The following is a 13,645-nucleotide window of genomic DNA, read 5'->3' on the forward strand; positions in this document are numbered from 1 at the left end:
TCAGCGTGGATCCAGCGTTAAGGACGCAGGTGATACGGCCGCAGGAGGTCGGACCGGGACGGGTGTTTGAGCTTCTTCAGGGCCGCGACCTCGATCTGGCGGACGCGGTCGCGGGTGATGCCGAACGCTGTCGCGACGGCGTCCAGGGTGTTTCCGGCACCACCCGTGATGCCGAAGCGCATCGAGATGATCCCGGCGTCCGGCTCCTCGAGCGTGCCGAGCGCGGCATGCACCTGGGCCTTCAGCTGTTGGTGGAAGACAATTTCGGCCGCTTCGTATGCGGAAGGATCCACCAGCTGTTCGGCCCGGGTTTCAGTTCCGCCCCGGCCGTCAGGCACCTCGGAGTCCAAAGAATAGACCGGCTTGTCCAGGGTCAGCAGATACTCAATCTTTGCGAGCGAATTGTCCGTCAACTCACCAAGTTCCTCGCTGCTGCAGACGGACCCTGTCATAGCGGCTCTCCATTGCACTGACCTCACGTTTTGCAGCTGCTCGACGACGTTTAGAGGCAGACGGATAAGGCGTCCCTGGTTAGCCAGCGCCAGGGTGATGCTTTGCCGGATGAACCACGTGGCGTAGGTGGAGAAACGGAAACCCCTGGTGAAGTCGTTCTTGCGGACGGCCTTGAGCAGTCCCAGGTTTCCTTCCTGGATCAGGTCCTCAAAGTCGAGGCCGCGGTGGGTATAGTGCTTGGCGATCGACACGACGAGCCGGAGGTTGGCGTGGAACAGGGCTTCGGCTGCACGCTTGCCCAAGAGCACGATGGTCTGAAGGTCCCTTGTGTCCTGACCGGTCCGTGATGTTCCGTCCGCCAGGAGGTGCTCCGCGAAAAGTCCGGCCTCGATCTCCCGCGCCAGCTCCACTTCCTGCTCGGCGGTGAGCAGGTCGTATTGGCGGAGGCGGTGGAGGTAGTCCGCAATCTTGTCAGCCATGTCATCCCCTGCCGGACGGTTCAAGCTCGTGAAGGCAGACTACGTGGCCGGTGTGACAATGTTCGGGGGCTTGGGCGGGGCCCGAAGAGGGCGTTAGAACCGGCATCTCGACAGTCCCGAAACCCCGGAATATCTTCTGCCTTAACGGGGCGGTTCGCCCGTTCCACACCAATTTTTCACAGTCTTGCTCGGCGCTCCGCGCGGCGCCCACTGCCCGGAATGGCAGCCTGGCGGCGTGGGGTCGTGCCGCATGCCCGAACAACGCGCTGGGGGCATCCAGTTCCGTCTCAGCAACGTGGGGTCACTTACAGCCCCACTGAGGGGAATTATGGGCGCTAAGTGACCCCGCGTTGTGTTTGTGGAGCTTCGGCGCATGCGCCTCGGCAATGACTGGGGAATTGGACCACGCGTGAACACTTCATCGCCGCATCACGTGCGACTGTTTAATACCGCCTGCAATTTCTCGAACGACTCGGTCCAGCCGCTGCGGTGCAGCTCGAGTCGTTCGTCCGTCAGGAACGGCCCCTGCGAGAGCACCAGGCGCGTGGCTTCGCCGGTACTCCCGAGTGAGAGGTCGACGACGGTCTCCCGGTCGTCTGGTGTCGGTTCCTCCCAGAGGAATGTGTACACCAGCCGCCAGGGAGGATCGATCTCCAGGAACTCGCCGGAGAGATGGAACGGTTCGCCGTCCGGCGGTGTCATGCGGAATCGGTAGTGGCCGCCTTCCGTGAGGCTCAGTTCGGCTGCAGGGATGGTGAAGTCCTGCGGACCCCACCACTTCACCAGTTCGGTCGATTCCGTCAGCATCCTGAAGACTTCTTCGGGGGGAGCATCGAGCGTGCATTCCAGGTTCAGGACCAGCCCGCCAGTTTCCTCATTCCCGGTTACCTCATTCCCGCTTACCTCATTCATTGTTCAACTCTGGCACCCTGCGGACGCGAACGGAAGCGGATCGGGCTGTCAGCCGGCTCTCTGACTTGCTGCGCTATGCCGCCAGCCCGCTCCGGACCTCCGCTGCGTGCACCGGAGCCCGGGTGGCGGCGAGCCGCTTCGCCAGGTATTTGGCGTCCCGTCCTACGCCGGGGAGGGTCTCCGATGCTTCTGCGAAGATGAGCTCTTTCCCCAGCAGGTACAGGCCGGGCAGGGCGTCCACGATTCCGCGGTGCTGCTGCTCGCGCCAGTCCGCGGGCAGCGCCGGAATGTCCAGCCATGGGTAGGCCTCGGTGAAGCCGGTGCACCAGATGACGTTTGCCACGGGAAGGCGCTGGCCGTCGTCGAGCATTACTTCGCCGTCCTGGACTCCGGTGACCCGCGGCACCAGGTGGACGCCGGCGGCGCCCAGGTCCGCGAGCTTGGTGCGGATCAGCGGCCTGGCCATGGCCGCAATCTTGGGCAGCGCCCTGCGCCCGACCGGCGTGCTGGTGGTCAGCACGTGCAGCCCGGCGAAACGGACCACCGGGAACACGAAGCGCGCCGCGGCCCGGCCGTGCCGGAAGGGGAGCTCGCCGCTCGCCTTGCCGGCCAGCCAGGTTTCGTGCGTGCGGCTGGTCTCCAGGGCGATCTCCGCCCCGGAGTTTCCCACCCCCACCACCAGCACGGGACCGGGTTGGAGCTGGGCCGGGTTCCTGTAGTCGCGGGAGTGGAGCTGCACGACGCCGGACGGCAGTTCCGCCGCGAAGCCCGGCGTCCTGGGCAGCTGGCAGGCGCCGGTGGCGAGGACGACGTTTGCCGCCGTCCAGCGCTGCGTCCCGGCCGTGACCTGGAACCGCTGCCCGTCGTGGCTCAGCCGGGTGACGGCCGTGTTGGGCCGGACCGGCAGGTGGAACCGGGAGGCGTAGTCCTCCAGATAGTCCGCCTGCTCGTCCCTGGTGGGGAAGGCGAGGGGGTCGCCCGGGAAGGGCAGGCCGGGCAGGCCGTTGTACTTGGCGGGGGTGAACAGGCGCAGCGAGTCCCAGCGGCTCCGCCACGCCTCGCCTACCCGCGTGCCGGCGTCGAGAATGACAAAGTCCCGGTGCTGCTGCGCCAGGTAGTAGCCCAATGCCAGGCCGGACTGTCCGCCGCCGATGATGACGGTGTCGACGGCGGCAGTGCCGCCTGTGCCAGTGCCGCCGGTGCCGGTTGCTGGGGTGGTGTTCATGGTGGTTCCTCCTTGGTGTTGCAGGTGCAATGGGTGGTCATGAACGCTGTGCCGGCTGTGGCTGCTGTGGAAACGGGGTGCCTGCGGTTCCGGTCCGTAAGCGCAGGTACCAGATGAGCAGCAGCGCGGAGGCGACGACGTAGAAGGAGTGCAGCAGCCAGATCGGCCCCGGCGGGAGGCTGAGGACGTACACGGAGTGCACTGCGTTGGCGACGTTGCTCAGCGCGAGGTAGCCCAGGCTGTAGGAGTCGAGGTCCCTCGTGTGGAGGGCCTTGAGCAGCATGGGCAGGTAGCTCACCGCGAAGAGGCCGGTGGACACCATTCCTGCGAGCACTGAAACGTTCATGCCATTAACGCTATTTAGCGTCGTGCGGCGGCGAATCGGGCGAATCACCCATTTCCGCTGTGGCGGGGAGGAACCGGGAATGGGTATTTCTATGCAGGAGGGAGGTCAGGCGAGTCCGTGCTGGTAGGCGTAGGCCGTCACCGCCGCCCGGGAGGTCAGGCCCAGCTTGGTGAAGATATTGCTCAGGTGCCGGGCCACCGTTTTCTCGCTGATGAACAGCTCGGCGGCGATGTTTCGGTTGCTCAGTCCGGCGGAGACGAGTCGTACCACTTCGGCTTCGCGGGCGGTGAGAGGCCCGGCGTCGGCGGCGTGACGGGCGTCGTTCCCGGTGGTTGGCGCCGGGGCTGTCCGGGCGTCCGCCGCTGCGGGCACCGATTGCCCCAGCTCCGATTGCCCCAGCTCCGATTGCCCCAGCTCCCATTGCTCCAGCTCCGCCAGCGCTGGCGCGGCGCCCAGCTCGGAAAAGACTGCCCGGGCCGCCTCACGCTCCAGTCGGGCGGATTCCGCATCGCCGACGGCGGCGCACAGCCTGGCCAGGAGGGCGCGGGAGCGGGCGGCTTCGAACGGTGCGTCGAGGCCGAGCCAGCGGGACCATGCGCGGCGGAGCGGGACTAGGGCAGCCTGGGGGTCGCCGTCGTGGAACAGAACAGCGGCCCGGGACTGCTCGGCGAGGGCGTGCAGCAGCGGCATGTCGATCGAGGCGCACAGCGAGTCCAGTTCCTCCGCGGCGGCCCGTGCCGCCGGTGCGTCGCCTGCCGCCAGGTCGATCTCCACCCGGGCGGCGAGCATCAGGCGCCGGTAGGCGGGGTCGAGGCCGTCCATGGCCTGCCGGAGCAGGGACTGGGCCTGGTCCGGCCTGCCCTGGGCCAGGCGCAGGAGCGCCAGCCCGGGCTGCGCCGGGAAACCGGTCTCCTGGGCGTGCAGGTAGCAGGCCTCGGCGGCGTCGAAGTCGCCCCGGAGCCGGTGGATTTCGCCCTGTTCGTAAAAGCCGCCGTAGGTGGCCATCCGGTCGCCGCGGACGGCGAGGTCCTGCGCCGCTTTCGCCGCCTCGACCGCGTCGGTCCAGGCGCCGTGCAGCCGGTACAGCTCGGCCCGGTGCATCTGGCACTGGCCGCTGAAGACCACCAGGTTCTGTTGCGCGTTGCACCACCGGTCCAGCGCCCGCGTCCACTCATGGGCGCGGTGCAGGTCGAAGGCCAGATGGCAGGTTTCGATCACGGCGCAGTAGATGATTCCGGCGGGGATGGGGGAGATTTCCCCGACGGTGACGGCGACCATGGCCTCGTCGAGCAGGGCCAGGCCGTCGTCGACCTCGCCCAGCATGATCTTTGCCTGCCCGAGGCCCAGCGTCCCGAGGGCAGCCGAGTCAGCGTCGCCACGTGCCCGCCCGAGGTCGGCGGCCCGGCTGAAGGCTTCCGCGGCGGTGGCCCCGTCGCCCTGGTAGAGGGCGCCCAGCCCGGCAGGCACGGACAGCAGTCCCTCGAACGGGCAGGGCTCGGGCAGGTCCTCGACGATCCGGTGGGCGCGGGCAAGCCAGCCGGCGCTGCGGGCCGGTTCGCCTAGCAGGATGAGGTTCATCCCGGTCCAGACGGCGCAGCGGGCGGCGGCGGCGTAGTCGCCGTCGGCGAGGTACTTCAGGTGCGCCCGGGCCAAGATGTCCACTCCCTCGGAGCCCCGGCCGGTGAGGATGACGGAGATGGCCAGCTGCTCCAGATCGCCGGCCGGAAGTTCCTCGTCGTGGTCGGCGGCGGTGTACTGCCCGACGGCGTCCGGCCAGCGCCGCGCGGCGAAGGCTTCCCGGCCGTGTGCGAGTGTCGACATCGCGCCTCCCCGTTCCCGGTGGCGGGTCTGAGCCTGTGGGCGCTGCCCGGCTCGGCCCTCCCGGAACCGGTGGTGGGCGGCGCGGCCCGTCATCTGCTTTTCAGGCTACTGCCGCCGGTTGTGGGGCGGCAAGATGCGGGCCGAAGCGCCAGCAGGCCCGGGCGTTTCAGCACGACGGCGGCGCCCGGGGTGCGCTCGCCGGCCGCCTCAGGTGTACATGAGGGAGCCGGGAGTGGTGAGGAGTTCGCCGGTTTCCAGCCAGGTCTTCAGTCCGGAGAGGATCATCGGCCAGCCGCCGTAGAGCTGGTCGTTGGCGCCTTCGCGGAGCTGGTCGTGGGTGACGGTCAGGCGGCAGGAATCGCCGACCGGCTCGATCTCCCAGGTGACCCGGGACGTGCCCTCAGCCTTGACGTCCTCGCCCCAGAGCGCACGCATGCTCTGAACGAGCCGGCGGGGCGGGTCCACCTCCAGGTTTTCGCCCTCGCCCAGGGGCTCTCCGCCCCTGGGTGCCATCTCGAACCGGGATCCCGGTGTCCAGTCCGAGGTGATAACGGAGCCGAACTGGTACTTGCTGCGGATCTCGCCGTCCGTGATGGCCTCCCAGAGCCGCTCCGGGGTGGTCTTGATGTAGATTTCGAAGATCTTTTCCATGGGACTTTCCAATCTGGTTTTGAGGTCGCTGAGGCCAGCGGCCCATGGTTCGGCATATTTGCTCACCCAGCGGTCGTGGACCAGCCGGATGGGCACCGGATTCAGGAAGTGGAGTTTCTCGCGCCCCCGACGGCGGGTCACCACCAGGCCGGCGTCCTCCAGAACCCTGAGGTGCTTCATCACGCCGTAGCGGGTCATCTCGAAGCGGGCCTCAAGGGCGTGGAGGGTCTGCCCGTCGTTCCGGAAGAGCTCATCCAGGAGATCGCGGCGGGTGGAGTCGGCCAGGGCCTTGAATACGGCGTCCACAGGTCCAGAATAGGTGACTGATTGGTCACACGTCTAGGGCTGGTCCGTATCCGGTTTGCCGCGCCGCAGGTGCCGGTGGTGCACTTCGTAATGGTCGAACACATCGGAGGACGTGGCTCCTGCATGGCCGAATTTGCCGCGAAGGACCTCCGCGAGGGCGTCCAGCGATGCGTGGAGCATCCGCCCGGCGAACTGGAGTTCACGGCTGTCGCTGCGCTGGGCCTGGGATGCCAGCTCCTGGGCGTAGGCCACCGTGGCCGGCAAGGAGCCGCGCTGCTCGATTTCACGGAAGTAGTAGGTTTCATGGAACGCCAGCAGGTCTATGCTCACCGACGCCACGTTTCCGGCCATTGACTCCAGCAGTCCGGCGGCATGCCCGGGATCCAGAGCCAACACACCCGCAGGACCTGCAGCCTCCCTGAACAGGCTCAGCTGGTGGGCAAGGGTCCGGCGCCGGTTCAGGGCCGGGTATGTCTGCAGGATCCAGGTGACCGTAGCCGTCAGCAACCCGAAACCGGTGACGGCCTGGAGGGCCACAACCAGCCGGAGCAGCGGATCCGCCGGCACGATGTCGCCGAACCCCACGGTGGAAAGAGTGACCAGGGAGATGTAGAGCGCTTCGCCGAAGTCGCCCCGCTGCGGGATACCGGCTCCGTGAACAAAACCGGCCGGCAGGTGGGGCAGATAGAGCAGGGCCCAGCCGATGGCAGCCAGGCTTGCCCAGGCGCCAATGACAGCGGCCATGGCCAGAGGTGCAGCGATGAAGGACCCCCGGCCCCGCAGTTTTGTGGACACCAACCAGAATCCGCGCATGATCGCCCGGCCTAAAGGGCCGGAACCATGCGGGTACAGGAGCGTGCGAAAGACATCAACGAGCATCAGCAGGACCAACCCGGCCCCCAAAACCGTCCAGAGCGTGCCTTCGAAGTCCATGCCTCATCTTATGGGCGGCACTGCCTTGAAACCGCGAGGCACATCACGGGCACCAGCGAGATGCCGACGTCGGGGAACTGGCGGACGGCGGCACATGGTTTCGGCGGGAGTCGCCCTATTCGTATCGATTGACTTTCGATAGTTAAAGGCCGAAACTCGATACATGCACTTTACTCGTTTGGCAGTCATCGCCCTTCGCATCGTCCTTGTGGTGGCGTTCCTCTTGCTGGTTCTGTTCCAGGTCATGTCCATCCCCGGGCAGTTTGCTCACATGGCGCAGGAGAATCCGGACCGTGCGTCCCTGCAGTGGCCGCTCATCATTTTCTTCATCCTGGAGGTCGCATGCGTCCAGGTCGTGATCGTGAGCACCTGGAAGTTGCTCACCATGGTCAAGCGCGACAGCATCTTCAGCAACGACGCTCTGCGCTGGGTGGACGCGATCGTCTGGGCCATTGCCGCCGGGTGGACCATGCTGGCGGTGCTGTCCGCGTCCGTGGTCCTCAACGCGGATGATCCCGGCCTGCCGCTCCTGCTGCTCCTCGTGTTGGTGGCCGGCGCCGCCCTGGGCCTTGTGGTGGTGGTGCTGCGCGCGCTGCTCCGGCAGGCCGCGGACCTGCGCGCTGACATGGAAGCGGTGATCTGATGCCCATCGTGGTGCGCATCGACGTCGAGCTGGCCAAACAGAAAATGAGCGTGGGGGAGTTCGCCGAACGCGTGGGTCTCACCCCGGCCAACGTGGCGGTGCTGAAAAACGGCCGGGCCAAGGCTGTCCGCTTCAGCACCCTGGAAGCAATGTGCCGGGTCCTCAAGTGCCAGCCGGGTGACCTGCTGGAGTTTGTCGAGGAATGATCGGAGTCTGGTCGCGTCGCATGGATCATCGGTTCCCGCGTGCCGTTACTCGCTTCCGGGCACTTTCCTGAACTGTCCTCGCGTGCTTACACTCATCTCTTGCCCGAATCGAGATGAGGACCACCATGGCCGCCGCAGACTACTTCGTCCACCGCCACCACGACACCGAAATCCCCGAGGACCACCTCGACATCTGGCGTCCGATTCCGACCGGTGGTTTTGACGATCAGCCGAGCATCCAGATCAATCAGGCCGACGGCGTGACGGCCTCGGTCAGCTACCGGACGGATGATGCCCGGGCTCTGGCCCGCGCCATCCTGGACGCGGCAGGAGTCGATCCACGGGAAGCCTTCACCGGGGACCTGCCTGAACTGTACGCCGGCTGCTAACGTCGTCGACCGCCGGTCGGTCCTCCTCATTACTCCTGAGAGAGCCAAGCCGAGACCGTGGCGTTGAACCACTCCGGGCGTTGAAGGGGGATTCCGTGGCCACACCCATCCACAATCTCCAAGTCGCTTCCAGGCAGGGCGGCATGGATCGCAGCGGCAGAGTCACGCATCAGCCTCCGTTCACGCTGACCCACCATCACGAGGGCGTGCCCCGGGAAGCGGGACCAATTCTCAGGCAATGCGAAGCGCAGGTTCTCCCCGACGGCGGCCGTCAAGTTCGCCTTCGTTATGCCTGCACTGGTGTCGATGTACTGCTCCATCAGCTCCGGGGGTATGAACAGCTGCCGGGCCTGTAGGCGGGCAAACCATCTCCTCCGTGCAAGTGGCGCGCTCAAACCGAGAATTCCCAGGGTGAGGCCACCGTACGCCATCGGCTTCGCCTGGGCACTGACGACCATAACTCGGCTCACCAGGGGCGCATGTTGAGCCGCCAGACCGATGGCTAGCTGGGCCCCGAGCGAGAAGCCGATCACTGCCACCGGCGAACCAACCCGCTGCGACACCAGGTCGGCCAGGGCAGTTACGGTCGCGGAATGCGAGATGTACTCCTCGCTGGAGCTCTCTCCGTGCCCGGGGAGGTCGGGGACGATCACACGGTGCCGGGATTCCAGGCTACGGCGCAGGGATTGCCACATCCAACCGGCGACGCCACCACCGTGCAGGAGCAAGACAGGAGGTGCGCTCTCTGGTCCGTACTGGTTCGTGTGCACCGGCTTATGCTTTCACGTTCCCAGCGCGTGTTACGCGCTCCGGTGCCCGGCCCAGCACAGCGACGGTGACCTCAGGACTCGCCGCCGCCTCATCCCGGTGCCTCGCGTTCTTCGACGTGCGGTGGCAAGTACCTGGTGGGCACTCTTGTGGCCAGTGTTACCCGTGTGGTTATACTCATGCTTGGGGGCGCCTTAGACGGTGTATGTCGGAAGCGTTCAGCAGCCAAAACTTATCTGCCAACCACCGACAGGAGGTGCGGGGAACCGTGCCAGCATTGAAACGATCGATCTTCCGTAAAGCGGCGGCCGCTACCGCCCTTTCCGTTGCCCTGGGAGCAGGAGCGCTCATGACGGCGGCGCCGGCAAGCGCCGCGCTCTGCCCGCCAGGTCAGTCCTGCACGGTCGGAAAGTCAACTGTGTACGTATCGGGTGGAACCGTCCTGCGCGCAAACAAGTATGGCTGGCCCAAGGGCAGTAACCTCAGGTACCGCTGGTACATGAACGGCCACTACGTCGCCGGCGGCTGGGACGCCACCCACGAAGCATGGGGTCCCAAAGGGACAAAGTGGGTCGTCCGCGTCCATAACACCAAGGATGACCCAACGATCTTCAAGGTCAGCAGGACGTACGTCGTCCGCTAACCGAATTGAGCGAACAACCCCCGCCAATCATCACGATTGGCGGGGGTTCTTTGTGTCAACGAAAAGGTGAGACATCGCAGCGCCGCGGACAACTACAAGTGATGGTCTCGCGGGTGCTCCCCACGGGCACGTGGACGGTCCCGAAGCGGACTGGGCTCAGTCGCGCAGCACCCAGACGGCGTTGCTCGGTTGCAGCCAGCCGTCCTCCACCAGCGGTGCAGCGCTGAGCAGCACCGTTCCGGTCGGCAGCCGCACCGGCTTGGTTCCCATCGCGACGGCGACGAACAAGTCGGTGCTGCGTTCGCAGATCAGCAGGTTGCCGGCTTCGACTCGCCAAGTGCCGCCGTCGTTCGGGCCGAATACCTCGTTCTTCCACAGCAGCCGACGCAGCTCCAGAGCCTTGGTCACCAGCGCCAGCGAGGACTCCGGGTCCTGCTGCTGAAGTTCGATCGCGTGTGTGCCCCAGTGCGCGGGCTGTGGGAGCCAGGGCTCGGCGGCGCGTTCAGTCAGCGAAAAGCCGTGACTCAGCCCCGCGTCCGTGGTCCAGGGCAGCGGGACGCGGGCGCCGTCGCGGCAGACGCCGCCGCGGGCCCACATCGGATCCACGCGGGCCTTGAGCGGGACGTCGACCTCGGGCAGGCCGAGTTCCTGGCCTTGGTACAGGTACGCCGGACCGGGCAGCCCCAGCAGAGCCACCAGCGCGGCCCGGCCCCGCAGGGCGCCGATTTCGCCGCCGCCGAAGCGGGTGACGGAACGGACGATGTCGTGGTTCTCCAGCGCCCACGTCGGTGTGGCGCCGTGCATCTGGCGGGCGGTTTCGAGCTCGTTCCCGGCGGCGGCCCACGCCGCCGGATCCCAGCCGAGTTTCACAAACGCGAACGCAAAGGCCTGCTGCATTTCATCGGCGCGGGTGTAGCGGGCGGCGCGGGCCGGTTCAAGGTTGACCTCGCCCACCAGCAGCCGGTGTGGCTCGTACTTCTCCGCCAGGGTGCGCCATCGGCGGTAGACCTCGTGGACTTCCTCCTGGTCCGAGACCTGCGGGTTGGACCGCAGCCCGTCCACCACCCCGCCGGCGGAGGGCGAGTCCGGCAGGCCGTCGGCCTTGAACAGGGCATGCGCGACGTCGATCCGGAGGCCGTCCACGCCCTTGTCGAACCAGAAGCGCAGCACGCCGTCGAAGTAATCGCCGACGGCGGGATTGCGCCAGTTCCAGTCCGGCTGCTCGGGGGAGAAGAGGTGCAGGTACCAGTCGCGGTCTGTTTCGGAGTCCGGGCTGGCGCGGCTCCACGCCCGGCCGCCGAAGACGCTCTGCCAGTTGTTCGGCGGGACGTCGGCGTCGGGCATGTCCACCGGACCGGCAACAAAGTGGAACATGTCCCGCTCCGGCGAGCCCGGGCCCGCCGCCAAAGCAGCCTGGAACAGCGGGTGCTCCGAGGAGCAGTGGTTGGGGACGACGTCGAGCAGCACCCGCAGGCCCAACGAGTGGGCGAGCTCCAGCAGAGTATCGAACTGCTCCATGGTCCCGAACAGCGGGTCCACGCCGCAGTAGTCGGACACGTCATAGCCCTGGTCCACCTGCGGGGATGGCTGGAACGGGGTCATCCAGATGCCGTCGACGCCGAGCGAGGCGATGTACGGCAGCCGGGCGATGAGCCCGGCGAGGTCGCCCACGCCGTCGCCGTCGCCGTCGGCGAAGGAGCGCGGATAGACCTGGTAGATGACGGCGGACTGCCACCAGTTCACGTCGGGCGTGAAACTGGTTTCCTCGACGGTACTGGATTCGAGAGGGCTCATTTGCTGGCGCCCGCGGTGAGACCCTCGACGATCCGGCGCTGGAAGATCAGCACCATGATCACCAGCGGGACGGTGACGATCACGCCGGCGGCCATCTGCTCGCCGAAGGGGGCCTGGAATTCGGTGGCGCCGGTGAACTTGGAGATCGCGACCGTGGCGGTCTGGATCTTCGGGTCGTTGATCATCGACAGCGCGATGATGAACTCGTTCCAGCTGTGGATGAACGTCAGGATCGCGGTGGTGAAGACGCCCGGAGCGGCGAGCGGCAGCAGCACGCGGCGGAACGCCTGCCACTTGGTGCAGCCGTCGATCATGGCGGCCTCCTCGAGGTCGAACGGCAGGGCCTTCATGAACGTGGTGAGGTTCCAGACCGCCAGCGGGATCGCGAAGGACAGGTTCGGCACGATCATCGCCTGGTAGGTGTTGATCCAGCCGATGTCCGTGAAGAGCCGCAGCAGCGGGACGACGACGGAGATGCCGGGGAACATCGACGTCGCAATGATGACGCCGAGGATCAGCGACTTGAAGCGGAAGTTCAGCCGCGAGATCGCGTACGCGGCAAACACGCCCAGGACCAGCGCGAACGTGGTGGTGGTGCCGGCGACGATCAGGGAGTTCAGCAGCGCCTGGCCGAACATCGTGGAGCCGTCGAACACCTTGGCGTAGTTCTCCAGCGAGAACGGCGCCGGCAGCAGGGTGTTGTCGAAGATGTCCGCGGTGCGGCGGAGGCTGGAGACCAGCATCCAGTAGAACGGCGCCAGGCAGTAGGCGAAGATCAGGGCCAGGCCGGCGTAGACGCTGTAGGAGCGCCAGGTGCGCTTGGCTTTGGGCCGGTTCGACGGCGACGGCGTGCTGCCGCCGTCGGGAGCGGCGGCGCCGGAGTCGGCGGCGGCGTTGCGGAGGTCGGAGATGGTCATCGGGTGGCCTCGGTCTTCTTCTGTTCTGCGGTCGCCTGGTCGGAGTTCGACTGGTCAGCGTCCGCCGTCGCGTGGTTTGCCGCGAAGCGGTTCTTCCGGGCGGTCTTCTTCGACATCAGCTTCAGTTCCTTCGCGCCGGTGACGTCGGCGCCGAGCACCTTCACGAACACGATCGCGACGACGGCGACGTACAGGAAGAGCATGACGGCGAACGCGGAGGCGGAGCCGTAGCGGAGCTGGTTGGATTCGTCCCAGGCCAACATGGAGAGGGTTTCCACGGATTCCTTGCCGGGGCCGATCAGCACGAAGGGCAGGTCGAACATGCGCAGGGCGTCGAGCATGCGGAACAGCACGGCGACCAGCAGGGTGGGCTTGACCAGCGGGAGGGTGATGGAGCCGAGCTGGCGCCACCAGCCGGCGCCGTCGATCCGGGCGGCTTCGTAGACCTCGCCGGGGATGACCTGCATGCCGGCGAGGACGAGGAGGCCGATGAACGGGGCGGTCTTCCAGACTTCGGCGATGATGACGGCGACCTTGGAGGCGCTGCCTTCGGCGGTCCAGAGGATTTCGGAGCCGAGGAGGTTGTTGGCGATGCCGTCGGACTGGAAGATCCAGCGCCACAGCAGGCCGGAGACGGCGGTGGGGACGGCCCACGGGACCAGGATGCTGGCGCGCAGGAAGGACCGGCCGCGGAAGGCGCGGTTCATGGCGAGGGCCAGGCAGAGGCCCAGGACGGTCTCGAGGAACACCGTGGTGACGGTGAAGAAGGTGGTGTTGGCGAAGGCGTTCAGGAAGCGCCGGCCGGATTCGCCGACGAACAGGTCGGCGTAGTTGGCCAGGCCCACGAAGGATTCGACGTCGGAGACGAAGCCGTCCGCGTCCAGGCCGGATTCGGCGCGGAACAGGGACTGGTGCACCGCGGAGAGCAGCGGGTACACAATCACCAAAGCCAGCACCAGGATGGTGGGGGAGAGCAGCATCGCGGCCATCCGGCCTTCACCGGGGGAGCGGTTGCCGCGTTTACGCGGGCTGCCTGGTTGGGGCGTGCCGGTCTGCGCGCCGGCGGGCGGGGCGGTCGTCGTCGTCGTCATGCGGGGTACCTAACTGGAGTTGCAGCGTGCCTGGCCGGCCGGGGTGGACCGGCCGGCCAGGCGTGTGG

15 protein-coding genes are annotated in these 13,645 nt (G+C 66.8%); 4 read left to right on the forward strand and 11 right to left on the reverse strand.

Annotated features, from left to right (window positions below; all coding sequences use genetic code 11):
* Positions 1-17: 17 nt before the first annotated feature.
* From ABIC21_RS07740 to ABIC21_RS07770, 7 genes are all read right to left on the reverse strand, one after another.
* Positions 18-932, reverse strand: coding sequence for a sigma-70 family RNA polymerase sigma factor (locus ABIC21_RS07740; RefSeq protein ID WP_354349820.1), 915 nt, complete (start codon positions 930-932; stop codon positions 18-20).
* 429 nt (positions 933-1,361) lie between these two features.
* The gene (locus ABIC21_RS07745; protein WP_354349821.1) at positions 1,362-1,844 is read right to left on the reverse strand and encodes an SRPBCC family protein; all 483 of its coding nucleotides are present in this window, start codon (positions 1,842-1,844) and stop codon (positions 1,362-1,364) included.
* Between the two features lie 73 nt (positions 1,845-1,917).
* Positions 1,918-3,069: a flavin-containing monooxygenase gene (locus tag ABIC21_RS07750; RefSeq protein ID WP_354349822.1), complete on the reverse strand. Its 1,152-nt coding sequence runs from the start codon at positions 3,067-3,069 to the stop codon at positions 1,918-1,920.
* Positions 3,070-3,106: 37 nt separating this feature from the next.
* On the reverse strand, positions 3,107-3,415 hold the full coding sequence (locus tag ABIC21_RS07755) for a hypothetical protein (protein ID WP_354349823.1): 309 nt from the start codon (positions 3,413-3,415) through the stop codon (positions 3,107-3,109).
* Positions 3,416-3,520: 105 nt separating this feature from the next.
* Positions 3,521-5,236, reverse strand: a complete 1,716-nt coding sequence (locus ABIC21_RS07760; RefSeq protein ID WP_354349824.1) for a helix-turn-helix transcriptional regulator — start codon at positions 5,234-5,236, stop codon at positions 3,521-3,523.
* Positions 5,237-5,443: 207 nt separating this feature from the next.
* A complete protein-coding gene (locus tag ABIC21_RS07765; RefSeq protein WP_354349825.1) occupies positions 5,444-6,193 on the reverse strand; it encodes an ArsR/SmtB family transcription factor in 750 nt (249 codons plus the stop codon).
* 33 nt (positions 6,194-6,226) lie between these two features.
* A complete protein-coding gene (locus ABIC21_RS07770) occupies positions 6,227-7,126 on the reverse strand; it encodes a potassium channel family protein (RefSeq protein WP_354349826.1) in 900 nt (299 codons plus the stop codon).
* Positions 7,127-7,289: 163 nt separating this feature from the next.
* Between ABIC21_RS07770 and ABIC21_RS07775 the strand changes: the two genes are divergently transcribed.
* The 3 genes from ABIC21_RS07775 (at position 7,290) to ABIC21_RS07785 (ending at position 8,364) form a co-directional block, all read left to right on the forward strand.
* Entirely contained in the window at positions 7,290-7,769 is a 480-nt protein-coding gene (locus ABIC21_RS07775; RefSeq protein ID WP_354349827.1) for a DUF2975 domain-containing protein, read from the forward strand.
* Positions 7,769-7,975 (forward strand): helix-turn-helix domain-containing protein, encoded by a 207-nt coding sequence (locus ABIC21_RS07780; protein ID WP_090955828.1) that lies wholly within the window; start codon positions 7,769-7,771, stop codon positions 7,973-7,975. Before ABIC21_RS07775 ends, ABIC21_RS07780 begins: the two co-directional genes overlap by 1 nt.
* A 125-nt stretch (positions 7,976-8,100) precedes the next feature.
* Entirely contained in the window at positions 8,101-8,364 is a 264-nt protein-coding gene (locus ABIC21_RS07785; protein ID WP_354349828.1) for a hypothetical protein, read from the forward strand.
* 29 nt (positions 8,365-8,393) lie between these two features.
* Here ABIC21_RS07785 and ABIC21_RS07790 read toward each other — a convergent pair whose 3' ends face one another.
* Positions 8,394-9,134, reverse strand: coding sequence for an alpha/beta fold hydrolase (locus ABIC21_RS07790; protein ID WP_354349829.1), 741 nt, complete (start codon positions 9,132-9,134; stop codon positions 8,394-8,396).
* A 497-nt stretch (positions 9,135-9,631) separates the two neighbouring features.
* On the opposite strand from ABIC21_RS07790, the gene ABIC21_RS07795 reads away from it, so the two are divergent.
* Positions 9,632-9,775, forward strand: coding sequence for a hypothetical protein (locus tag ABIC21_RS07795; protein ID WP_354349830.1), 144 nt, complete (start codon positions 9,632-9,634; stop codon positions 9,773-9,775).
* Positions 9,776-9,931: 156 nt separating this feature from the next.
* On the opposite strand, the gene ABIC21_RS07800 is transcribed toward ABIC21_RS07795, so the two are convergent.
* Genes ABIC21_RS07800 through ABIC21_RS07810 form a run of 3 tightly spaced genes read right to left on the reverse strand, consistent with a single transcriptional unit; the run spans position 9,932 to position 13,577 of the window.
* Positions 9,932-11,569 (reverse strand): alpha-amylase family glycosyl hydrolase, encoded by a 1,638-nt coding sequence (locus ABIC21_RS07800; protein ID WP_354349831.1) that lies wholly within the window; start codon positions 11,567-11,569, stop codon positions 9,932-9,934.
* Entirely contained in the window at positions 11,566-12,486 is a 921-nt protein-coding gene (locus ABIC21_RS07805) for a carbohydrate ABC transporter permease (protein ID WP_354349832.1), read from the reverse strand. Before ABIC21_RS07805 ends, ABIC21_RS07800 begins: the two co-directional genes overlap by 4 nt.
* On the reverse strand, positions 12,483-13,577 hold the full coding sequence (locus ABIC21_RS07810; protein WP_354349833.1) for a carbohydrate ABC transporter permease: 1,095 nt from the start codon (positions 13,575-13,577) through the stop codon (positions 12,483-12,485). The genes ABIC21_RS07805 and ABIC21_RS07810 overlap by 4 nt, the downstream gene beginning before the upstream one ends.
* Between the last annotated feature and the right edge of the window lie 68 nt (positions 13,578-13,645).

Origin of the sequence: Pseudarthrobacter sp. PvP090, assembly GCF_040547365.1 — a bacterium.
Taxonomy (GTDB): domain Bacteria; phylum Actinomycetota; class Actinomycetes; order Actinomycetales; family Micrococcaceae; genus Arthrobacter.

Excerpts from the sequence above, each read along its gene's own strand:
- ABIC21_RS07740 (WP_354349820.1), bottom strand. The coding sequence starts at position 932 with ATGGCTGACAAGATTGCGGACTACCTCCACCGCCTCCGCCAATACGAC.
- ABIC21_RS07745 (WP_354349821.1), bottom strand. The coding sequence starts at position 1,844 with ATGAATGAGGTAAGCGGGAATGAGGTAACCGGGAATGAGGAAACTGGC.
- ABIC21_RS07750 (WP_354349822.1), bottom strand. The coding sequence starts at position 3,069 with ATGAACACCACCCCAGCAACCGGCACCGGCGGCACTGGCACAGGCGGC.
- ABIC21_RS07755 (WP_354349823.1), bottom strand. The coding sequence starts at position 3,415 with ATGAACGTTTCAGTGCTCGCAGGAATGGTGTCCACCGGCCTCTTCGCG.
- ABIC21_RS07760 (WP_354349824.1), bottom strand. The coding sequence starts at position 5,236 with ATGTCGACACTCGCACACGGCCGGGAAGCCTTCGCCGCGCGGCGCTGG.
- ABIC21_RS07770 (WP_354349826.1), bottom strand. The coding sequence starts at position 7,126 with ATGGACTTCGAAGGCACGCTCTGGACGGTTTTGGGGGCCGGGTTGGTC.
- ABIC21_RS07775 (WP_354349827.1), top strand. The coding sequence starts at position 7,290 with ATGCACTTTACTCGTTTGGCAGTCATCGCCCTTCGCATCGTCCTTGTG.
- ABIC21_RS07780 (WP_090955828.1), top strand. The coding sequence starts at position 7,769 with ATGCCCATCGTGGTGCGCATCGACGTCGAGCTGGCCAAACAGAAAATG.
- ABIC21_RS07785 (WP_354349828.1), top strand. The coding sequence starts at position 8,101 with ATGGCCGCCGCAGACTACTTCGTCCACCGCCACCACGACACCGAAATC.
- ABIC21_RS07795 (WP_354349830.1), top strand. The coding sequence starts at position 9,632 with ATGAACGGCCACTACGTCGCCGGCGGCTGGGACGCCACCCACGAAGCA.
- ABIC21_RS07800 (WP_354349831.1), bottom strand. The coding sequence starts at position 11,569 with ATGAGCCCTCTCGAATCCAGTACCGTCGAGGAAACCAGTTTCACGCCC.
- ABIC21_RS07805 (WP_354349832.1), bottom strand. The coding sequence starts at position 12,486 with ATGACCATCTCCGACCTCCGCAACGCCGCCGCCGACTCCGGCGCCGCC.
- ABIC21_RS07810 (WP_354349833.1), bottom strand. The coding sequence starts at position 13,577 with ATGACGACGACGACGACCGCCCCGCCCGCCGGCGCGCAGACCGGCACG.